The sequence below is a fragment of the Vibrio sp. Isolate23 genome (genome assembly GCF_022398095.1).
Classification (GTDB): domain Bacteria; phylum Pseudomonadota; class Gammaproteobacteria; order Enterobacterales; family Vibrionaceae; genus Vibrio; species Vibrio coralliilyticus_A.
This window is the reverse complement of record NZ_JAKEUV010000007.1, coordinates 84,255-106,130: the sequence shown is the minus strand read 5'-3', so window position 1 is coordinate 106,130 and position 21,876 is coordinate 84,255. Positions and strand designations below refer to the sequence as shown.

General features: G+C 45.9%; 20 protein-coding genes and 1 riboswitch. Of the genes, 5 read left to right on the top strand and 15 right to left on the bottom strand.

The window, feature by feature from the left end; genetic code table 11:
- Positions 1-63 precede the first annotated feature (63 nt).
- Positions 64-705, bottom strand: coding sequence for a uridine kinase (gene udk, locus L1D31_RS16615; protein WP_239838185.1), 642 nt, complete (start codon positions 703-705; stop codon positions 64-66).
- Between the two features lie 233 nt (positions 706-938).
- Positions 939-2,012 (bottom strand): iron-sulfur cluster carrier protein ApbC, encoded by a 1,074-nt coding sequence (apbC, locus tag L1D31_RS16610; protein ID WP_239838184.1) that lies wholly within the window; start codon positions 2,010-2,012, stop codon positions 939-941.
- 157 nt (positions 2,013-2,169) lie between these two features.
- Here apbC and metG point away from each other — a divergent pair, with 157 nt between their 5' ends.
- The 3 genes from metG to L1D31_RS16595 all read left to right on the top strand — a co-directional run bounded on the left by metG (position 2,170) and on the right by L1D31_RS16595 (position 6,765).
- Positions 2,170-4,230 carry a methionine--tRNA ligase gene (metG, locus tag L1D31_RS16605; RefSeq protein ID WP_239838183.1) on the top strand — a complete coding sequence of 687 codons (2,061 nt, stop codon included), beginning with the start codon at positions 2,170-2,172 and terminating at the stop codon, positions 4,228-4,230.
- A 207-nt stretch (positions 4,231-4,437) separates the two neighbouring features.
- On the top strand, positions 4,438-5,250 hold the full coding sequence (locus L1D31_RS16600) for a hypothetical protein (RefSeq protein WP_239838182.1): 813 nt from the start codon (positions 4,438-4,440) through the stop codon (positions 5,248-5,250).
- A gap of 315 nt (positions 5,251-5,565) precedes the next feature.
- Positions 5,566-6,765, top strand: coding sequence for a type III PLP-dependent enzyme (locus tag L1D31_RS16595; protein ID WP_239838181.1), 1,200 nt, complete (start codon positions 5,566-5,568; stop codon positions 6,763-6,765).
- An 80-nt stretch (positions 6,766-6,845) separates the two neighbouring features.
- On the opposite strand, the gene udp is transcribed toward L1D31_RS16595, so the two are convergent.
- The 5 genes from udp to nrtS form a co-directional block, all read right to left on the bottom strand.
- Entirely contained in the window at positions 6,846-7,604 is a 759-nt protein-coding gene (gene udp, locus L1D31_RS16590) for a uridine phosphorylase (protein ID WP_239838180.1), read from the bottom strand.
- A 268-nt stretch (positions 7,605-7,872) separates the two neighbouring features.
- On the bottom strand, positions 7,873-10,176 hold the full coding sequence (locus L1D31_RS16585; RefSeq protein ID WP_239838179.1) for a zinc/cadmium/mercury/lead-transporting ATPase: 2,304 nt from the start codon (positions 10,174-10,176) through the stop codon (positions 7,873-7,875).
- 57 nt (positions 10,177-10,233) lie between these two features.
- Positions 10,234-11,700: an MATE family efflux transporter gene (locus L1D31_RS16580; RefSeq protein WP_239838178.1), complete on the bottom strand. Its 1,467-nt coding sequence runs from the start codon at positions 11,698-11,700 to the stop codon at positions 10,234-10,236.
- Between the two features lie 80 nt (positions 11,701-11,780).
- On the bottom strand, positions 11,781-12,197 hold the full coding sequence (locus L1D31_RS16575) for a CBS domain-containing protein (RefSeq protein WP_239838177.1): 417 nt from the start codon (positions 12,195-12,197) through the stop codon (positions 11,781-11,783).
- A 114-nt stretch (positions 12,198-12,311) separates the two neighbouring features.
- Positions 12,312-12,521 (bottom strand): nitrate/nitrite transporter NrtS, encoded by a 210-nt coding sequence (nrtS, locus tag L1D31_RS16570; RefSeq protein WP_239838275.1) that lies wholly within the window; start codon positions 12,519-12,521, stop codon positions 12,312-12,314.
- An 85-nt stretch (positions 12,522-12,606) separates the two neighbouring features.
- Between nrtS and L1D31_RS16565 the strand changes: the two genes are divergently transcribed.
- On the top strand, positions 12,607-13,560 hold the full coding sequence (locus L1D31_RS16565; protein ID WP_239838176.1) for a sensor domain-containing diguanylate cyclase: 954 nt from the start codon (positions 12,607-12,609) through the stop codon (positions 13,558-13,560).
- Between the two features lie 46 nt (positions 13,561-13,606).
- Here the strand turns inward: L1D31_RS16565 and moaE are convergent, their stop codons facing one another.
- From moaE to moaA, 5 genes are all read right to left on the bottom strand, one after another.
- Positions 13,607-14,059, bottom strand: coding sequence for a molybdopterin synthase catalytic subunit MoaE (moaE, locus tag L1D31_RS16560; RefSeq protein ID WP_239838274.1), 453 nt, complete (start codon positions 14,057-14,059; stop codon positions 13,607-13,609).
- Entirely contained in the window at positions 14,059-14,304 is a 246-nt protein-coding gene (gene moaD / locus L1D31_RS16555; protein WP_239838175.1) for a molybdopterin synthase sulfur carrier subunit, read from the bottom strand. Before moaD ends, moaE begins: the two co-directional genes overlap by 1 nt.
- Positions 14,301-14,780 (bottom strand): cyclic pyranopterin monophosphate synthase MoaC, encoded by a 480-nt coding sequence (gene moaC, locus L1D31_RS16550; protein WP_239838174.1) that lies wholly within the window; start codon positions 14,778-14,780, stop codon positions 14,301-14,303. Before moaC ends, moaD begins: the two co-directional genes overlap by 4 nt.
- Before the next feature lie 11 nt (positions 14,781-14,791).
- Entirely contained in the window at positions 14,792-15,304 is a 513-nt protein-coding gene (moaB, locus tag L1D31_RS16545) for a molybdenum cofactor biosynthesis protein B (protein WP_239838173.1), read from the bottom strand.
- An 89-nt stretch (positions 15,305-15,393) separates the two neighbouring features.
- Positions 15,394-16,383: a GTP 3',8-cyclase MoaA gene (moaA, locus tag L1D31_RS16540; RefSeq protein WP_239838172.1), complete on the bottom strand. Its 990-nt coding sequence runs from the start codon at positions 16,381-16,383 to the stop codon at positions 15,394-15,396.
- A riboswitch (molybdenum cofactor riboswitch) is annotated at positions 16,372-16,509 on the bottom strand. Its footprint overlaps the gene before it by 12 nt.
- Before the next feature lie 178 nt (positions 16,510-16,687).
- Here moaA and L1D31_RS16535 point away from each other — a divergent pair.
- Positions 16,688-17,575: a YvcK family protein gene (locus L1D31_RS16535; RefSeq protein WP_239838171.1), complete on the top strand. Its 888-nt coding sequence runs from the start codon at positions 16,688-16,690 to the stop codon at positions 17,573-17,575.
- Here L1D31_RS16535 and luxU read toward each other — a convergent pair.
- The 3 genes from luxU to uvrB form a co-directional block, all read right to left on the bottom strand.
- Positions 17,561-17,905 carry a quorum-sensing phosphorelay protein LuxU gene (gene luxU, locus L1D31_RS16530; RefSeq protein WP_239838273.1) on the bottom strand — a complete coding sequence of 115 codons (345 nt, stop codon included), beginning with the start codon at positions 17,903-17,905 and terminating at the stop codon, positions 17,561-17,563. The two genes, L1D31_RS16535 and luxU, sit on opposite strands and share 15 nt — an antisense overlap.
- 3 nt (positions 17,906-17,908) lie before the next feature.
- Positions 17,909-19,303 (bottom strand): quorum-sensing sigma-54 dependent transcriptional regulator LuxO, encoded by a 1,395-nt coding sequence (gene luxO, locus L1D31_RS16525; RefSeq protein WP_239838170.1) that lies wholly within the window; start codon positions 19,301-19,303, stop codon positions 17,909-17,911.
- 258 nt (positions 19,304-19,561) lie between these two features.
- The gene (gene uvrB / locus L1D31_RS16520) at positions 19,562-21,592 is read right to left on the bottom strand and encodes an excinuclease ABC subunit UvrB (protein ID WP_239838169.1); all 2,031 of its coding nucleotides are present in this window, start codon (positions 21,590-21,592) and stop codon (positions 19,562-19,564) included.
- Between the last annotated feature and the right edge of the window lie 284 nt (positions 21,593-21,876).

Genomic DNA, 21,876 nt, shown 5'->3' with positions numbered 1-21,876 from the left:
GAAAGTGGCACTTAAAGTGCCACTTCTTACATAAAAAATAAAGCGCCTGAACGAGATAAGGGCTTAAGCTTTCAAAAGTTTTGCAATGTGAGCTTTGAGTACATCGATAGCAATACGGTTTTTACCACCACGAGGAACAATGATATCGGCATACTGCTTAGAAGGTTCAATAAACTGCATAAACATTGGACGCACTGTTTTTTGGTACTGTTTCAATACAGATTCCATCGTCCGGCCACGCTCTTCTACATCGCGCTTCACACGGCGTAGTAAACAGATGTCGAGAGGTGTATCCATAAAGACAGTCGCATGCATCAAATCACGTAAGCGTGGGTCAGTTAGAAGAAGAATACCTTCCAGAATGATCACCTTCTTAGGCGTCATTGAGGTCGTATTCTCTGTACGTGTATGTTCGGTATAGCTGTACTCAGGAACTTCGACAGCATCACCACGAGTTAGCATTTCAAGATGCTCACAGAGAAGGTCATGGTCCAGCGCACTCGGGTGGTCATAGTTGGTCTTAACACGCTCTTCCATGCTCAGGTGACCCTGATCGTTGTAATAGCAATCTTCCGTAATCACACCAATTTGATGATCGCCCACTTTCTCACGAAGCTCATTATAGATAGTGCTGGCGATTAAACTTTTTCCAGAAGCAGACGCGCCAGCAATACCGACGATGACGCATTGATTATTATCAGACATTATTCTTGCACCCGATGAATTGAATTGGTGTCATGTTCTAATACTAGCATTGTGCATAAAAGCACACATTGTATTAGTGTGTAATAGATAAACCGCCTGATTATAGGGAGTTCAGCCTGTAGTTGCTAGTAAGGATTTAGCCCAAACCTACAAATGGAATAAATAACAACAGCGCAAACGATTACAAACCATAAGATGTACAAATGAGCGCGTAAAAAGCGCTCATTTCACCGTTACTCAACCATTGTAAATTGGATAGATGCCGGCTTTTCCTTGCCGTGCCAGTACATTCGGGCACAGACAGACTCTGCTAGTTGAATATACTGAGCCGCATGTTCAGAATCTGGACGCGCTGCCACCGTAGGGCAACCGTTATCGATGTCTTCACGCATAGAGATGTGCAGAGGAATTTGAGCCAATAAATCGAGACCATATTCACTCGACATCTTCTCTGCTCCACCTGCTCCAAAGATGTGTTCTTTACCACCACAATGGCTGCAAATGTGGTAACTCATGTTCTCGACTAGACCAACAACTGGAACTTGTACCTTCTCAAACATTGCCGCACCTTTGCGCGCGTCGGCCAATGCGAGATCTTGTGGCGTGGTCACTATCACAGCGCCTGTCACAGGAATTTGCTGCGCGAGTGTTAACTGAATATCCCCCGTACCCGGCGGCATATCGATCACCAGATAATCCAGCTCTGGCCACTCCGTCTCATTTAGCAGTTGAGCCAGTGCTTTAGACGCCATCGGCCCGCGCCAAATTGCTGCTTCATCCTTCGATACCAGATAACCAATCGAATGTGTGTAAATGCCATGTGCGGCAATCGGCTGCATCCACTTGTCATCACGAACAACCGGTGTCGCATTTTGCTGGCCAAGCATCATTGGTACGGACGGCCCATAAATATCCGCATCAAGTAACCCGACTTTTGCACCAGATTGCGCCATGGCAAGCGCTAAGTTGACTGAAGTGGTCGATTTACCGACACCGCCTTTCGCAGACGTCACTGCGATGACATTTTTTACCCCTTTTACTTCATGGCCGACATGAGTTTCCAATGGTTTAGGTGCCACGGTAACCTCACACTCAAAAGCGGCAACCTCACCACCTTGTTGCTGAGACTGAACCCATTCAGACAACTCGCTAACGAGCGCTTTAGCCGCAAATGGAATCGCGATCTGGATAGCATTCGCTCCGACCGTGACAATATTGGCCACAGATGCCCATTGCGGAGCCAAACTCGGGTGCTCAAATTGGTTTAACCAAGCACAAAATTCTTGCTTTGAAGTGAACTGACGCATAGGTCCTCCTTATGCATCTAATCGTAGCACTGAGCGGCGCTGGACTGAACCCCGAAAAAACTAAGGTAATCACGCTGATGACTCCTTGGAGTCACTGGTGGGATAAGGTAGTATTACTCTCTATTTTTTCATACACCTTAAGAAGCGAATATTAAGTATGGCAAACGATCCAAGAAAACTACTGGTCACTTGTGCCCTTCCGTACGCTAACGGTTCGATTCACCTAGGTCATATGCTTGAGCACATTCAAGCTGATATCTGGGTTCGCTACCAACGCCTACGTGGCAACACTGTAAACTTCATCTGTGCTGACGATGCTCACGGCACGCCAATCATGCTAAAAGCACAACAGATGGGAATTACGCCAGAAGAGATGATCGCTGCAGTAAGTGAAGAGCACCAAAAAGACTTCGCTGGCTTCGATATTAGCTTCGATAACTACCACAGCACGCACTCTGAAGAGAACCGTGAGCTGGCTTCGCACATCTACCTTGAGCTGAAAAAGAACGGCTTTATTTCTAGCCGCACTATCTCTCAGCTTTTCGACCCTGAAAAAGAGATGTTCCTACCGGACCGTTTCGTAAAAGGTACTTGTCCTAAGTGTAAGTCAGAAGACCAATACGGTGATAACTGTGACAACTGTGGTGAGACTTACAGCCCGACTGAACTGATTGAGCCTAAATCAGCAGTATCTGGCGCAACTCCAGTAATGAAAGACTCTGAGCATTTCTTCTTCGATCTACCTCAGTTTGAAAGCATGCTGCAAGAGTGGACACGCTCTGGCTCACTTCAAGCTGAAACAGCAAACAAGATGCAAGAGTGGTTTGAGTCAGGTCTCCAACAGTGGGACATCTCTCGTGATGCACCATATTTCGGCTTTGAAATCCCAGGTGAGAAAGACAAGTTCTTCTACGTATGGCTCGATGCCCCTATCGGCTACATGGGCTCATTCAAAAACCTATGTGACAAGCGCGATGACCTAGATTTCGATGAGTACTGGAATAAAGACAGCACAACTGAGCTTTACCACTTCATCGGTAAAGACATCGTTTACTTCCACTCGCTATTCTGGCCTGCAATGCTTGAAGGCTCTGGCTTCCGTAAGCCAAACAACGTATTCGTCCACGGCTACGTGACCGTAAACGGTGCTAAGATGTCTAAGTCGAAAGGCACATTCATCAAAGCAGCTACTTACTTGAATCACCTTGACCCAGAGTGCCTACGTTACTACTACGCAGCGAAGCTAAACAGCCGTATCGATGACCTAGACCTTAACCTTGAAGATTTCACTCAGCGTGTTAACGCAGACGTGGTCAACAAGATCGTTAACCTAGCTTCTCGCAACGCAGGCTTTATCACTAAGCGTTTTGAAGGCAAGCTATCTTCAGAGTTCGCTGAGCCTGAGCTATACAACGAATTCGTTGCAGCCGCTGATCGTATCGCAGAGCTTTTTGAAACTCGTGAGTTTGGCCGTGCTATCCGTGAAATCACAGCGCTAGCAGACAAAGCAAACCAATACGTTGATGAAAAAGCACCGTGGGTTGTAGCGAAAGAAGAAGGTAAAGACCAAGAACTGCAAGACATCTGTTCTGTGGGTATTAACCTATTCCGCGTTCTGATGACTTACCTAAAACCAGTCATGCCAGAGCTTGCTGCGCGAAGTGAAGGCTTCCTAAACGAAGAACTGACTTGGGAAGGTATCGCTGCACCACTGACTGGTCACGAAATCACTAAGTTCAAAGCACTGTTCAACCGTATCGATCCTAAGAAGGTTGAAGCAATGGTTGAAGCTTCAAAAGAAGATGCAGCAGCAGAAGTTGCAGCAAAAGAAGCGGCAGAAGCAGCAAAGAACCAAGCAAGCCAGACTGAACTTGATAAAGAACCAATTGCGGACGAAATCGAATTCGATGACTTTGCGAAAGTTGATCTTCGTATTGCTAAGATCATTGAGTGTGAAGAAGTACCAAAAGCAAACAAGCTTCTCAAATTGAAGCTGGATATCGGTGGTGAAGTGCGTCAGGTATTTGCAGGCATTAAGTCCGCTTACAAGCCTGAAGATCTGATTGGTAAGCACACAGTCATGGTGGCAAACCTTAAACCACGTAAGATGAAGTTTGGTATGTCTGAAGGCATGGTACTGGCAGCAGGCCCAGGTGGCAGTGATCTTTGGATCCTAGAGCCGCACGAAGGTGCCCAGCCAGGCATGCGTGTCATGTAAGTCAACTGACTTTTAGTTATTCAAGCCCCGCCCTCTGGTGTAGCGGGGCTTTTTTGTGCCCTATTTCACACTTTTGGTGAGCTGGTGCACCTTCTAAGAGCACACCAGTACACCTAATATAAATAAACCATTGAAATATAATTGATAAATTTCTGGCACCGAACCTGCTCTACCCATAAAGAGGTATCAATCAACAAGGAGTTGGTTATGTTTGTGCTTATTTCTATCGTTATATCACTCAGTATTTTGCTGGCACTGTTTCACTTTTCAAAACACCGTCAGTCAACACTTCAAAGAAAGTTCGACATTCTGGTCTTACTTAGGAAGGTGTTACTACTCAGCCGACAGCATAGGTCTCTGACTCATCAAGCGCTGTTCAATCAAAGTCCATCACACACACATCTTGAGTTAGACCGTCTCTATAATCAGATGATAGATACATCCGGTGAACTTATCTCCGTTGCACAATTTGAGAACAAACCTATGTATCGAATACTGCAGCTTAAACTAAAAGGACTACATAAAGACTGGTCACAACGTTCTGTTGCGCGCAATCAAGTCATTCATGGTCATGCGATACGCCATTGCCTGTTTCTAATGGATGAAGTTGCGATTGCTTGGCTGATTGAATCCGGCAGAGAAGAGCTTAGTGACGAGTACCACCTCAATTGGCAGCAGGTACTAGACAGTATGGAGGTGTTGACTCAATTACGTGTGTCCATTCAAGAGGCCCATTACCCAGAAGGAATGCTGCGTGTGAAGTACTACTGCGATAAATCGAGACGTAAACTCAATCAACTGTCGCTTATCTGCCCAATGTCAATTTCTTCACCACTTAGCTCTAAAGCCATGCATACCTTGTCTGAAGTCAGTGCATCCGATGAGATGCTGCTATCAATAGAAGAGCTTTATCAACTAACCACCGATATCTCACTGATCATTTCACAAGTTTACGACCAGATGCTATCCGACATGACAGAAAGCCTATACCAGCCTTTACCTAAAATCGCATACAGCTAGTAACAACAGGCTAACACTGTCAGTGTTAGCCTCTCTCGATTTTTAATTACTCGGAAATGACTCAATAATCTCTTATCGTAACGACAAAAATTATTCATTTTCTTTTCTAGGTTCCGCTATTGATCGAAAGGATTGATACTTTTACTATCACCCCGCTTCTTGATGATAGCCAATCCGAGTACATCACAGCAGTTTGTGGCAAGGCGATAGAGCAACTATCCAAGAGTGACTTTGACTGCGCATTGCGCATTTTTTGACGCTCCACGTTCTACCTATCACTTAGTGAACGTGTCTTAACTTTGTTGGAGATTAGCCATGGCTATCGCTCATTCTGTCCTTGATTTTCAGTCTTACACTTCTAACGCACTATCTGCGCAAGAGTCACAACTTATCCAATCGTCTGTAGAGCAATTGGGCTCACCACTTTTGTTACTGGACTGCGATGTAGTACGTCAGCAATACCAAGCTTTGAGTCGCGCATTACCAAATGTCACTCTTCACTTTGCACTGAAGCCTTTGCCACATCCTGCTGTGGTGCAAACACTGTTAGCAGAAGGAGCCAGTTTCGACCTAGCCACCAGTGGAGAAGTTGAGTTGGTCGAACAACAAGGTGTACCTGCTGAACGAACTATTCACACTCACCCAATCAAACGCGATAGCGACATTCGTGACGCTCTTGCTTATGGATGCAAAGTCTTTGTAGTAGATAACATCAATGAACTGGAAAAGTTTGTTGCTTATCGAGATGAAGTCGAGTTGTTGGTTCGCTTAAGTTTTCGTAACTCTGAGGCCTTCGCTGATCTGTCGAAAAAGTTTGGTTGCACTCCAAAACAAGCGCTAGAGTTAATTGCTCAAGCTCAAGAGTGGAATATTCACATCAAGGGTTTGTCATTTCATGTCGGTTCTCAGACGATGAATCCACAGAAGTATGTGGATGCGATCAACACTTGCTGCGAAGTGATGGAACAAGTGGTTGTTCAAAATCTACCAGCCTTGAGCACATTGGATATTGGCGGTGGCTTTCCTGTCAGCTACAACTCACAAGTAATGCCTATTGAGCTCTTTTGCCAGCCGATAAATCAAGCATTGAGTCAGCTACCTGAAACCGTTCAAGTTATCGCTGAGCCAGGGCGTTTTATTGTCGCTCAAGCTATGACGAGTGTCGCTTCAGTTATGGGGCAAGCAGAGCGTGATGGACAAATCTGGTATTACCTTGATGACGGTATCTATGGCTCCTTTAGTGGGTTAATGTTCGATGACGCTAAATACCCACTGACAACCTTAAATAAAGAGGGTGAATGCTTACCGAGCGTTTTAGCAGGACCAACATGCGACAGCATTGACGTGATTGCTGAAAACATCATGCTACCCAAGTTGAACAACGGTGACTTAGTGGTTGGGCGTATGATGGGAGCCTATACCAGTGCGACTGCAACAGACTTTAACTTCTTCAAGCGAGCACAAACGGTGTTAGTCAACCAGCAAAGCGTTGCCCAAGAGAGATTAATCGGCTAACGCATCAGCTCTCAATGATACCCACAACAAAAAAACCTCACATACCAATGTGAGGCTTCAGATTCACTCTCTACGGAGAATTAAAGCATTTTGCGTGCAGCTTCAACCACAACTTTGATTGAACGCGCTTCTGTTTCTTTCAGCGTTGAATGGTCTGGGATCTCTTTCTGAGTACGGTTGATGATAACACCCGCCACACAGCCAGCTTTCAAGCCTGAGCTAGCACACATGGTTAGCAGTGTCGCAGACTCCATTTCAAAGTTAAGCACACCCATATCTTGCCATTCTTTCATAGAACCTTGGAAGCGCTTAACCACACGGCCAGAGAACGTATCATAACGCTCTTGACCTGGGTAGAACGTATCGCTTGATGCTGTTACACCCATATGAACAGTGGCACCAGACTCTTCAACCGCCGCTTTCATTGCTGTAGCCACTTCAAAATCTGCCACTGCTGGGAATTCCATTGGAGCAAAGTGAAGACTTGCACCATCCAAGCGAACCGAGCCTGTTGATACAATCATGTCACCAACGTTAACGTGTGGCTGAATTGCACCTGTAGTACCAACACGTAAGAAAGTACGTACACCAAGTTGCGCCAGTTCTTCAACCGCGATTGAAGTTGAAGGGCCGCCGATACCTGTAGAACAAACCACAACTGGCTTGCCATCTAGCTCTGCACGGTACAGGGTGTATTCACGGTGACTAGCCAAAAATACTGGATTTTCCATCTCTTCAGCGATCTTCTGAACGCGAGCTGGGTCACCTGGAATAATCGCGAGTGTCGCACCAGCAAGATCAGCTTCAGTAACACCTAAGTGAAATACGGCTTGAGACATAGGGGGCTCCTTGTTTTGACGAAACTTGATTCAGCGTCCGAATCTTTTCGTTCTTTAAATTTCATTGGGTACAGGAATACTTTATCTGACTCAGCCTTACCAAAGAGTGATTAAACTCACATAGATGAGCGCAAAAAGAATTAACCTTGCACATAAAATCGGTTGGCATCACATTTTTATACAAATCGGCTTCTTGTGTTGCATAAAAAACAGCCTCTGCACCATAGATACAGAGGCTGAGCGTTTAACCAGAAATGTTGTGAATGGGCTAATCCTGCTGAGACTTGAATTTCAATAGCCGAAGCGCATTCAACGTCACAATCGCTGTTGCCCCACTATCTGCTAATACTGCCACCCAGAGGCCAGTAATACCCAATAAACTGGTCACTAAGAACACTCCCTTCAGACCCAGAGCTAAGAAGATATTCTGACGAATATTGCTTAGTGTCGCACGTGACAGCTCTATCATACTTGCCAGCTCCACCAAACGGTTGTGAGTGATTGCAGCATCTGCGGTTTCAAGAGCAACGTCAGTACCGCCACCCATAGCAATACCGATGCTTGATGCTTTCATCGCAGGAGCATCATTGATGCCATCACCAACCATAGCGACATTCGCGTTGGAGGACAGCTCCTCAACATAGGTTACTTTATCCTGAGGCAGCAGGCTGGCTTTGAAATCAATGTTGATCATTGAGCTGATCGCTTGCGCACTGCGCGGGTTATCCCCCGTTAACATAATCGAATTGATGCCTAAGCCTCTCAACGCTTTCACTGCTTGCGCGGAGTCTTCACGCAAGGTATCTTGCCAGGCAATCAGGCCCATTACCGTATCTTCATTCTGCACAGCTACTACGACTGTCTTACCTTGCTCTTCCATCTGCTGAATACGAGATTCGATGTTACCGCTCAACTCAAACCCAAGCTTACTTGGTGCAATTGCCTGATACACAACCCCATTCACCACACCGCGGACACCACTACCGATCAACGCCTGTTTGTCCAAAGCTTCCGGTAAGTGGATACCTGTTGATTTGGCTTTGTTCACCAGCGAGACTGCCAGAGGATGACTTGAACCCACCTCAATAGCCGCGATACTTTCGAGTACTTCGGACTCTCTAACATCACCAAATGTGATAATGTCCGTCACTTCCGGTTTACCTTTAGTCAAAGTACCCGTCTTATCGAAGGCAATGGTTTCAATCTTTCCAAGTTGTTCTAACGCCGCTCCGCCTTTGATTAGAGCCCCACGTTTTGCTGCCGCAGCCAACCCCGATGTAATCGCTGCTGGTGTGGAGATCACCAGTGCACAAGGGCATGCAATCAACAGCAACGCCAGACCACGATATACCCAAGTTTCCCATGGCTGAGCAAAGAACATTGGCGGCACGATAATCACAAACAGCGACACCAGCATCATGAGTGGCGTGTACCAACGGCTAAATTTGTCTAAGAAACGTTCCAGAGGCGCTTTACGTGATTCTGCTTCTTCAATTAGATGAAGAATACGATCAATGGCATTCTCACCTTGTTTAGAGGTAATGGTGAAGCGCACCACTTTGTCCACCACAACAGCGCCAGCCATGACGGATTCATTTTGATAACGTTCGACTGGGATGGATTCACCAGTGAGTGCACTTTCATCGAAACTGGCTACGTCACCGACTAATTTGCCATCTGCAGGCAATCTTGAACCAGGCGAGACCTCAATGATATCACCCGGTTGCAACTCACTGGCTGAGACTTCAACACGCTGGCCATCAACAATTTTGGTCGCGGTTTCCGGCACCAATTCCATCAAGGCTTGAACGCCGCTGCGGGCTCGAGAAGCGGCAAAGGCCTCTAACTGCTCACCAATCAAGAACAGCAGCAATACCATGGCTGCTTCGACAGTCTCCCCCAAATAAAGAGCCCCCAGTGCTGCCACACTCATTAGTGTTTCAATGGCAAAGGGCGTACCTGATTTGGCTAATACAATGGCTTTCTTACCGATGGGATATAGGCCAGCCAAACACGTTAGGATAAACATCCATTCGCTGGCTAAAGGAAGAGCCGGTTTGAGCACTGCCGCAACCGCCATCGCCGATGCAATGGCAATAATCTGGGCGTTTTGCTTGAAGATATGTTTCCAGCCAGAAGCCGTTTTTTGATTAGAAGAAGAGTTGGGGCTGGCAAAGCTAAAGCCAGTATCAAGAATAGTTTGTTCAACCAGTTGTGCCACACCAGAGTGGTCTACTTTTACAACCAATTTTTCTGTCGCAAACAGAACTTTTGCTTCAACAACACCATCAACTTTGTTGACGGCAGTTTCAATTTTTCGCGCGCAGGATGGACAATCCATACCACCGATTTTCCAGCTTTGCGTCACATTTGGTTTTTGTAACCGGCCGGAGTCACTTTCCTCATCGGCTGGATCCGTACCACTAGTGCAGTTGTCTGAGCAGCAGCCAGAATCTGCCGTTTCAACGCCTGCCATCTTAATGGTTGAAATTTTTGGGCTGGCACAAGAGCCTGTATTTGAGGGATTAACCGCTACTTTATCTGAACGACATGCTTGATGTTTGGTGCACATAAGTTTATCTCCATTGAATGTACACCTTAATCATAAACCTTGGAGTCAACTCCAAGGTCAACTATTTTTTACTTCCTGAGGCAAGATGTCTTTCTGACTGGCCACTTCATCAATCAAGACAGCATCATGAGTACAAAACGGCTGAGAGTTGATACTGGTAATCGAGGGATCTTCCTCCACCAGCTCTGTGGTTTCACCTTTCATTAAGTCGGCCAAGTGCATACGTAAAACAAAGGTCGCTAGGATACCAAATACAATCGACCCAAACGCTTGACCATACAGCACGCCTAGCGCCCCAAACCAACTCGAACCTAAATAAACAAACGGCAAGGTCCCCAACGTCGCTTTACCTAAGTTTAATGCTGTCGAAAACAGCGGCTTACCAAGGTTATTGAAAGAGGTATTGGCAACAAATTGCGCCCCATTGAAAATAAAGCTCACGGCCACATAGGTACAAAAGGCAGAGACGATAACGGCGGCGTCACCTTTCAAGCTGAATCCAGAGATCACTAACGATTGTGCGAAGTAGAGAATGAAGCAAACCAGAATCGTGTAGGTGGTGGTCACGATTAGTGAGTTGTTTAACGTGTCACGTACACGATCAAACCTCTCTGCTCCGAAGTTTTGGCCTATGATTGGCCCGACTGCCCCCGACAGAGCAAATATCACCGCGAAACACACTGGGATCAAACGTCCGATAACCGCATAACCTGCCACAAAGTCTTCGCCATACTGTGCAATTGACGTAGTGACAATCGCATTTCCAATCGGCGTTGCGATGTTGGTAATAATGGCTGGAATCGCAATCATCAAAATTGCTTTGAGATTACGGCTCCAATCGGGCAAAGATAGTGGTGCAACTAGTTGATGAACGCGAATCAGCGGATAGATAGAAAAAAACAACACGGTAAAGCGGGCAAAGACGGTGGCAATCGCTGCCCCTTCAACATTCCAACCAAAACCAAAGATAAAAATAGGATCAAGAATCGCATTAGCAATACCGCCTGCAAGCGTCGCCCACATGGAGCGCTTTGCATCTCCAGCCGCCCTTAAACCTGCCCCCGCGGACATAGCAATAGCAATCACAGGGCCGCTTGGGATCAGTATTCTCAGATAAGCTTCTGCACGCTCTGCCACGTACCCTTTCGCACCAATCGCCTGCAACAACTCGGGGATATAAATAAACATCACAGCGCTAACCACGCTACTGATAACAAACGCCGTGGCAATAATACTACTGCTTAAGTGCCTAGCATGAGCGCGTTGTTTAGCGCCAATCGCTTTGGACACCAACGCGCCCATTGCAATTGAGGTACCAATTGAAATCGAGGTGGAGAAAAATACCAGAGTGCCTGCAAAACCAACGGCAGCCGCTAGCTCGACTTGCCCCAACATACTGATGAACAGCATGTCCAGTAAGTCAACAACAAACAGGGCCATCAAACCAACAGAGCCAGCCCCAGACATCACCAAAATATGGCGCATAGTGGAGCCTTCAACAAATTTTGCGCTCTGGTTTTGCATTCTCTTCCCCGATATTTATTGGTGATAATAAAAGCAAGAGGCGCTCATTTGCGCCTCTCTTTATCATTTTTGCTTGATAACTATACCGGATGCTTAAAGCAATCATCCAAATTCCTAGCTACTGCCCTTAACACATCTCGGCGAGTGATGATCCCAACCAATTTCCCATTATCTATAACAGGGTACACTTTAGGCTTACCTACCTGCATCATATCTGCCAACTCGATAATCGAAGTATCCGGTCCCACCGAAATAACTTCGGGATGCATACAATCTGACACAATGTGAGTATCTTGACAGTAATAACTGACCTTAACCAGCTTATCGAGTAAGTCATGACCTGAGAGAAAGCCTATGACTTCTTCTTTCTCGTTAATAACCGGTCCACCGAGATAACTCGACTTCATCATTTTGTCCAACGCAGCACTTAGCGACATTTCAGGCTTGAACGTCACTGCTTGCAGTGTCATGTAATCTCTGACTTTCAATGATTCCATTTGTGTCTCCTTAACGTGCAAATCACGTTTGTCATAGTGTAATTGTTGCCTAATTTCTTGATTTTACTAAATGGAAAACAACAATTTTTCCAATAGGCGCTACCTATCACAAAACTAATCATCGGAATAATGGGCCTGAGCATCACGTGTTGCTAACCAACTGCTGAACAGTGAGACACAAAAAGGCACGCAGTAGGTCAAAAGCGCTTTAGTCCAATGGATAGTCGCCTCACCTAGGATTGCATCATACTGGTTGATTAAATTCAGTAGAGTCCCCACCACGAATGCAATAATTAGCGCTCTTTTTATCATGTTTACGATCATATTATTGAGAGTTGTATTTTTATAAGTCATTTATTCTATGGGTAAACTATAGTTAAGGGAGACAAGAACCGTAAGGATAAGACTCGTGAGCTCGACATTTTCAGCGGCAGTCGCCAATAGCCCAGATCTCATGCATGCTGTCTTTGAATCACTACCAGAACCGACATTCTTACTCAACAAGTCTGGGGTCTATGTTGAAGCTTGGGGTGGCACAGACACGAAACGCCATCATAACCCTGCCTCCCTGATCGGCCTTAACCAAGAGCAAGTTTTACCTGCCGACAAGGCAACTTGGTTCAGTCAGGTGATCGTTGATGTCATCAATACACAAAAGCCCGCTGAACTCAGCTACTCGCTCAACCCGAAAGATCTCACATGTTTTGAGGGGATTCAGGGTCCAATTGAAATTCAACATTTTAGCGCCCTGGTCATCCCATTGCCCAATACGGAATACGTGTTATGGACAGTACGTAATATCTCCGAATATCAACGAGCTCTCGACAAACTAGCCCAACAACAATTGGAGCTTGAACGACTCACTTACCGAGAGCACCTCACTCAAGTCTATAACCGTTACGCAATGGATGCGTTGCTACCCGACGCGATAACACTCGCAAGGCAAAATAACCTCGGTGCGGCGGTATTTATGATCGATATTGATTGTTTCAAGGAGTTCAATGATCACTATGGACACATCAAAGGAGATGAAGCGTTAAAAGCGTTAGGGAAAGCTATCAAGCAATGGGCTCACGATAGCGACTTGTGCTTTCGATATGGGGGAGATGAGTTTCTGGTGTTTGTGCCCGGCATTTCAGAGCAAAACTGCATTCAGCATGCTCAGAACCTCCTCGACACGATCGCTGCTCTCGCACTTGAACACGACACATCACACGTTTCTCAATACCTGACAATTACTGTTGGGATTCGTCATTGCGATCCAATCCCCGCAGATATGACCGCGGAAAAGTTTGTGGGAATTGCAGACAAAGCCTTGTTCTTTGCCAAAAAACACCAACGAGGCACCATCCACAAAATGTAAATCAAATACAAAACAGGCCCATCATCAAGAAGGGCCTGTTTCTTTATTATTTCCAACGTTCAGCGGCTTTCGCATCCGACTCTCGGGATTCAACCCAGCGAATCTCTTCCGTTGTGCGTTCTTTTTTCCAGAATGGTGCTTTGGTCTTTAGATAATCCATAATGAATTCACAAGCTTCAAACGCAGCACCGCGGTGTGCACTGGATACACCAACAAATACTATTTGAGCACCAATATCCAAATCACCGACACGGTGAATGACGCGAACATCAAGCAAAGGCCAGCGCTGCTCAGCCTGCTGGCAAATATCACCGAGTGCTTTTTCTGTCATCCCTGGATAATGCTCCAGAGATAGACCAGTTACATTATCGCCAAGGTTCATATCTCGTACTTTGCCAACAAATGTCACAACCGCGCCAGAGGCTGTGCCCTGTGCGAGAGCCTCGTACTCAGTACCAACAGAGAAATCTTCGAACTGAACGGACACACGTTTCATTATCAACCTCCTGTGACGGGTGGGAAGAACGCCACTTCATCACCATCACTCAAAGGGTGTTCTAGCGGTACAATCGACTGGTTCACCGCTGCCAATAATTTACCGGGTTCCAACGCTAAGTCCCATTTACCTTCACGCGTTGCAAGCTCTGCGCGTAGAGCCTCAACAGTATCAAAGCGAGCTTCTAGTTCGAGTGAATCGGTATCGACTAATTCACGAGTTTGAGCAAAAAACAGAACTTTAATCATGAATCCACCTTAAAGTGACCAGACTTGCCACCGGTTTTCTCCAGCAGACGAACCTGACCAATCACCATGTCCTTCTGTACCGCTTTACACATATCGTAGATGGTCAACGCAGCCACTGACGCTGCGGTGAGCGCTTCCATCTCTACCCCAGTCTTACCTGCTAGTTTACACACAGACTCAATACGAACCATGTTTTCAAATTCAATCGCTTCCAACTGCACTTCGACTTTCGAAAGAAGAAGTGGATGACAAAGAGGGATCAGATCCCAAGTTTTCTTCGCCGCCTGAATACCCGCAATTCGAGCCGTTGCGAATACATCCCCTTTATGATGCTGACCAGAAACAATCAGCTGTAACGTTTCTGGAGCCATATGGACGAAAGCTTCCGCTCGTGCCTCACGAACCGTGTCGTCTTTAGCCGACACATCGACCATGTTGGCTTCACCGGAAGCATTGATGTGAGTGAATTGACTCATAATGCCCCCACTTATACCGAAAGGTGTGGCATGAAGTTACATGGGCGATGGCTGGCGTCCAATTGCTGTTTGATGATTTTCGTCCACCCCGTGCGACAAGCACCTGTTGAACCTGGCATGGCAAAAATCACTGTATGATTAGCAAAACCTGCAATCGCTCGAGACTGAATGGTAGAAGTGCCAATTTCTTCATAAGAGACTTGACGGAACAACTCACCAAAACCTTCCACTTCTTTATCAAAGAGAGGTTTCAGCGCTTCTGGAGTGCTATCGCGAGAAGTAAAACCCGTACCACCAGTTATCATCACAGCTTGTACGTTTTCATCCGCAATCCACTGAGAAACAATGGCACGGATCTTATACATATCGTCGATGACGATCTGCTTATCAACAATGTTGTGACCCGCTTCTTTCACATTCTCAACCAAATACGCACCAGAAGTATCGTTCTCTTCTGTACGTGTGTCGGAGACGGTTAATACGGCAATGTTTGCTGGTTGAAATTTGCTTTCTGCGTGACCCATTTGTTCACCTACCTATTTCGATTTGTTCTGGTTACGCTAAGCCTGAGACTTAGCCAAACATAGTATGATTTGAAATTGAATATCAGCGTTTAGCCGCCAATTGACGCGAGATGCGGTGTCATACCTGCATTGCCATCGTGGAGGAAGTGGCTCACTGATTTAGTCTGTAACTGTTCTTGAATGCGCTGAATAAGTGCTTGCTCTTGCTCATCTTGCTGCAATAAGTCACGCAGCTCAACGCCATGCTCACCAAACAGGCAAAGATGCAATTTACCTTTAGCCGAGACTCGTAAGCGGTTGCAGCTTTCACAGAAGTCTTTTTCATAAGGCATAATAAGACCAATCTCACCCTGATAATCAGGGTGAACAAACACTTGAGCTGGGCCATCATTGTTTGCACGAGCTTTAAGTAGCCAGCCATTGGCAATCAGTTGATTACGAATCGCGACGCCCGAGACATGATGATTGTGAAATAATTGATCCATTTCACCAGTTTGCATTAGCTCAATAAAGCGCAGTTGAATGGGGCGATCTTTGATCCAATGTAAGAATGCCGGCAATTCGTGAGAGTTAAGGTCTTTCATTAGCACCACATTAACCTTGACCTGCTCATAGCCGACTTCAAACGCCCGATCGATGCCCGCCATGACTTCTGTAAACTTATTCTCACCGGTGATTTGATAGAACATGCGTGGGTCAAGGCTATCAACGCTAACATTAATATGCGTCAGTCCTGCCTGCTTCCAGTCAGCTACCTGCTTTGCCATCCGGTAACCATTGGTGGTCGTCGCGACTTTACTAATACCTTGAGTGTTAGCAACCGTATGAATAATATCTGTGAAGTCTTTGCGTAGACTCGGTTCCCCACCAGTGATCCGTACTTTCGACGTACCACAGTCGGCGAATGCTCTGACCACACGTTTAATCTCAGGAAGGGTTAAAAAAGACGAGTTTTTCTGCCCCGACGGTTTATAACCATCAGGCAGGCAATATGTGCATTTAAAGTTACAGACATCTGTAACGGAGAGGCGCAAGTAATAAAACTTGCGCTGAAATCTATCTTCGAATTGTTGCGCCACGGAACACCTTTCCAAACACGGGAGGCGATAATCATTTCCAATTATGCCCTTGTGACAATTTGTCACTGGCTCAGCACGCTTATTCACTATGAACTTAGCCCGATGAGCTCGGAGTTATGGCAACTGCCAGTTAAGACCAAGCTTAAAAACAGTAGCTGACGATAAAATACTTAATAATTGTGTGTGTTTCTACCCTCAAGATAAAAAAATCACACCCATAACCCAAAATACCTCGTATTGAGTACTTTGCATCGTTCGATTATTCTAGATTGTAGATGAATATGATCGAATAAGAGCAAAATTAATGACTCTGTACTGTACAAAAAAAGTAGTTGCTGTTGGTGGTGGTCACGGCCTTGGACGTATGCTGGCGGCGTTGAAAGACTTTGGTGAGAACGCAACAGGCATAGTTGCTACAACCGATAACGGTGGTTCGACAGGCAGGATCCGAAACTGTCAGGGAGGGATTGCTTGGGGTGACACTCGCAATTGTATTAATCAGTTAATTACCGATCCTTCCATCAGCTCGATGATGTTTGAATACCGTTTTAAAGGCTCTGGTGAACTCGACGGACACAACCTCGGTAACCTGATGCTAACCGCTCTCGATAACCTCTCTGTTCGTCCATTAGATGCAACAAATCTGATCCGAAACATGCTCAAAGTGGACGTCAATATCATCCCAATGACCGAGCACCCTTCTGATCTAAAAGCACTCGCGACAAACGGCCAGTGGGTCACGGGGGAAACCAGCGTCGATGAGATGCCAGAAAAATTAGTTCGTCTCGATTTAGAACCCGAAGTCCCAGCTACCAGCGAGGGGGTACTCGCGATAGAGCAAGCCGATGCCATCATTCTTGGCCCCGGCAGCTTTCTAACCAGTATTATGCCGCCTTTGCTGTTATCTGAAATTGGCCGAGCAATTGAGAACAATCAAAAAGCCCAGCTGGTTTTCGTTGAGAACCTCTCTCCAGAATACGGCCCTGCGGGTAAGATGACTCTGAAAGAAAAACTAGAATGGTGTGAACGTGCCTGTCGCGGTCGAAAAATTGATGTGGTTTTGGGAGAAGAGCCACATCCTGAACTGAGTGACTGGAATTGCGTAACAACACCTCTCGCTTCACCGAATCGAGACTGGCGACATGACAGATCCAAGCTGCAATCTGCCATTGAGTCGTTACTGCGCGAGTAGAGCTTGATAGCGTTGCTGGGTTTCATTCAGCAACGCAACCATCTGATGCTGAGTGTCATTAAGGTCAAGTGATTGACCAGACTTGGCTTTCGCATCAATCTCAACCGCATAGGCACAGAGAGCTTCCGCGCCAAAACTGGCGGCGCTGCTTTTTAGCGCATGGCTAATCTCTTTCAGATACGCATCTTTGTCTAGCTCCTCACCAGTACTCAGCTTTTCTATGTACTGAGCTAATTCACCCAGAAAGATATTAAGCAGCACAGGAACGTTATCTGTGCCTATCTCATTCGCCAGTCGGTCTATTTTAGTTTGATTTAACACTTCCATGATCGATTACTGTGTTTCCTTTGTATTCCAGTTTTGCAGCTTGCGATAGATAGTCGATGGACTCACATCCAAATAACCTGCGGCTTTAGGGATATTTCCTTCGCACGCCTGAATCGCTTGCTCGATAGCTTTCTTCTCTGTTAACCACAGAGGGAAAATGTCATGCACAGAAAAGCTGTCCTTGTCTTGCAGATCAACCCTAATCTGATTTTCCACAGGTTGATTCAACGGTGGCGGCAGCATATCCAAGGAGATATTTTCGCCATTATTGAGCACGACTACATTTCTCAGAACATTCTGCAACTGGCGAACATTACCAGGCCACTCATATTGAGAGAATCGACTCACCACTTCTGGTGCTAATCGGACAAAGTCTTTTCCTTCCTCTTTAGACATAAAGCCTAGCAGAGAATAAGCAATTTCTATGACATCATCGCCACGTTCCCTCAAAGGGGGTAGATGTAATGGAATCACGTATAAACGATAATACAAATCTTCACGGAAGCGGCCTTCCTGCACCTCTTTCCAAGGGTCTCGGTTGGTTGCACAAACGAAACGTACATCGACGCTTTTCATTTTCGAAGAGCCGACTTTCTGGAAGGTACCCGTCTGAATAAAGCGTAGTAGCTTAGTTTGCAGATCCAGATCCATCTCACACAGCTCGTCAAGGAACAGCGTGCCTCCATCAGCCAACTCAGCCGCGCCTTGTCGATCAGTGGCTGCGCCGGTGAAAGCTCCCTTCACATGGCCAAACAGTTCACTTTCAATCAGATCTTTGGGGATAGCAGCACAGTTGATCGCAATAAACGGCTTATCACCACGTTTACTCGCGGCGTGGATAGCCTCAGCACAGACCTCTTTACCGGTACCGCTTTCCCCAGTGATAAAAATACTGGCTTTACTGGATGCCGCCGAGTCAATGGTACGATAGACAGCCTGCATAGTGTGGCTACTGCCTATAAACCCCTGATAATTCTGGTTGCCGGGATTATCTGCTTCATTTTTAAGCTTGGTTGCTTTACGAATAGCATTGTTCACCGTGACACGAAGACGATCTGCTTCACATGGCTTAATCAAGAAGTCTTGCGCACCATGACGCATGGCTTCTACAGCGGTATCAATCGATCCATGAGCCGTCATGAAGATCACCGGCACATCCGGCATTTTCTGCTTTACAGCATGTAAAACATCCATCCCCGTCATGTCGGGAAGGCGAAGATCCAACAGAATTAAATCAGGAGTGCGAAAGTTGAGACTTTCAATAGCATCGCGCCCAGTACCAACAATATTGATGTCGATACCCAATGGGGTGAGATAAGATCGATACAACGCCGCAACCGATGCGGTATCTTCCACCATCAAAAGGTATTTAGACTTTTGTGTTTGCGTATTGTGTTGCATAACCTAGCCGATTTTTTCTTTGCAATTTGTATAAATGATTGCATTGCGCTTTGCATTTTGCAAATTAAATACTAAAAAAACGAGAAATGCGCGAAAATTGGCGTAAAAAAATTGGCACGCTAAATGCTGCTACCAAATTGACCCTCATGGGTCACCTAGCCAACTGACGTTGTTAGTGAACTTAGTATTCACAAATTACAGCCAATAGAATGCTTTCTACTGGCTATTTTTTTACCTGTCTGTCAGAGGTGCATAGGATCAGCTGTTGGCAATAAACTGCTGACGTAACTTCTCTATCTGATCTCGCTTCTCAGCCGCTGCTTCAAACTCCAAATCTTGGGCGTGCTGATACATCTGGGCTTCCAGCTTGCTAATCTCTTTTTCAAGTTGCTGAGGCGTCATCGCATTATATGATTGTGAGGGCTCTGCAACTTTGGATAACGGAACCTGCTTATTTGCTCGTGGCTTCTTGCTCTTAGCAATATCCCCAAGCTCCATAATATCTTTGATATTACGTTTCAGAGCCTGAGGCTTGATACCCATCTTATCATTGTATGCTTGCTGTTTCTCTCTGCGACGGTTAGTTTCTCCCATTGCTTTGTGCATCGATTTCGTGACAGTGTCAGCATAAAGAATCGCCTTACCACTAATATTACGTGCCGCACGGCCTATGGTCTGAATTAGCGAACGTTCTGAGCGTAAGAAACCTTCCTTGTCAGCGTCCAGAATAGCTACTAGCGAGACCTCCGGCATATCTAAGCCTTCTCGTAACAGGTTGATACCAACCAGTACATCAAACTCACCTAACCTCAGATCACGAATAATCTCGACTCGCTCAACCGTATCGATATCAGAGTGAAGATAACGAACACGAACATCATGTTCTGTTAGATACTCGGTCAGATCTTCTGCCATCCGTTTTGTCAGAGTCGTAACAAGGACACGCTCGTCTTTAGCAGAACGAATCCGAATTTCAGAGAGCAAATCATCCACCTGAGTTGCGACTGGGCGAACTTCTAACTCTGGGTCGAGTAAGCCCGTTGGACGTACGACTTGATCGGCTATTTGACCATCGGACTTCTCCAGCTCATAGTTACCCGGTGTGGCAGAGACAAAAATGGTTTGTGGCGCAAGAGATTCGAACTCTTCAAACTTTAGCGGGCGATTATCCAAGGCTGAAGGCAAACGGAAGCCAAATTCCACCAATGTTTCTTTGCGAGATCGATCGCCTTTAAACATGGCACCAATTTGTGGCACCGTCACATGCGATTCATCGATCACTAGCAGACCATCATGAGGCAAATAATCAAATAAAGTCGGTGGCGGCTCACCTTCACTGCGACCACTGAGATAGCGCGAGTAGTTTTCAATTCCCGAACAGAAACCAAGCTCAGTCATCATTTCAATATCGAACTGGGTTCGCTGGGAGATACGTTGTTCTTCGAGTAGTTTGTTGTTGTCCAGCAAGTATTTCTTTCGACTTTCCAGCTCAACTTTAATGTTCTCTATCGCCTCTAGGATTTTATCTCTGGGCGTCACATAGTGCGTTTTTGGATAGATGGTAAAACGAGGTAAATCGCGCTGTTTAACAACGCCTGTGAGGGGATCGAAAATACTAATGCAATCGATCTCATCATCAAACATTTCGATTCTTACAGCATCCTGATCCGATTCAGCAGGAAAAACATCGATCACTTCACCACGCACACGAAACTGACCTCGCTCAAAAGCCACATCATTGCGACTATACTGCAGCTCCGCCAAACGACGCAGGATATCACGCTGGTCCATCACGTCTCCACGGCGGATATGCAGCATCATCTGTAAATAGGACTGCGGATCACCCAGACCATAAATCGCGGACACAGAAGCGACGATAATGGCATCTTTTCGTTCCAGTAGGGCTTTGGTTGCTGAGAGACGCATTTGCTCGATATGCGCGTTCACAGACGCATCTTTCTCTATAAAGGTATCCGTCGTCGGTACATAGGCTTCAGGTTGGTAATAATCATAGTAAGACACAAAGTACTCAACCGCATTATTAGGGAAAAACGCTTTCATCTCTCCATAAAGCTGTGCTGCTAGCGTTTTATTCGGTGCCAATAAAATGGCCGGACGCTGCGCCTGCGCAATGACATTAGCAAGGGTGAACGTCTTACCTGAGCCAGTCACCCCCAACAAAGTTTGGTGAGCGAGGCCCGAATCTAACCCATCCAGTAACTGGCTAATCGCGGTTGGCTGGTCACCTGATGGTTGGTAATCCGACACCAAATCAAAAACTTTGCTCATTTGCACCTCGTCCGAAAATGAAGAAGACATCCGGTCTATTTTGACTGTATAGATATACAGATACAATAGCAGAAGAGAAAATAACCCTCTGTTTTAAAAAATTTGCTCTGCTAATGCTAGATCCCTATCTTCAATCCTGCTATTATCTCTCGCCCTACTCGAGATCCCTCTCTTAAAAACTCCAAAAACTAACCACAGCTTACCCACATTTTTCTATAAAACTTAAACTTACCCACATCGTTCAAAAATTTATTGACGGAACAAAGTACGATCTAAGCCTGCTT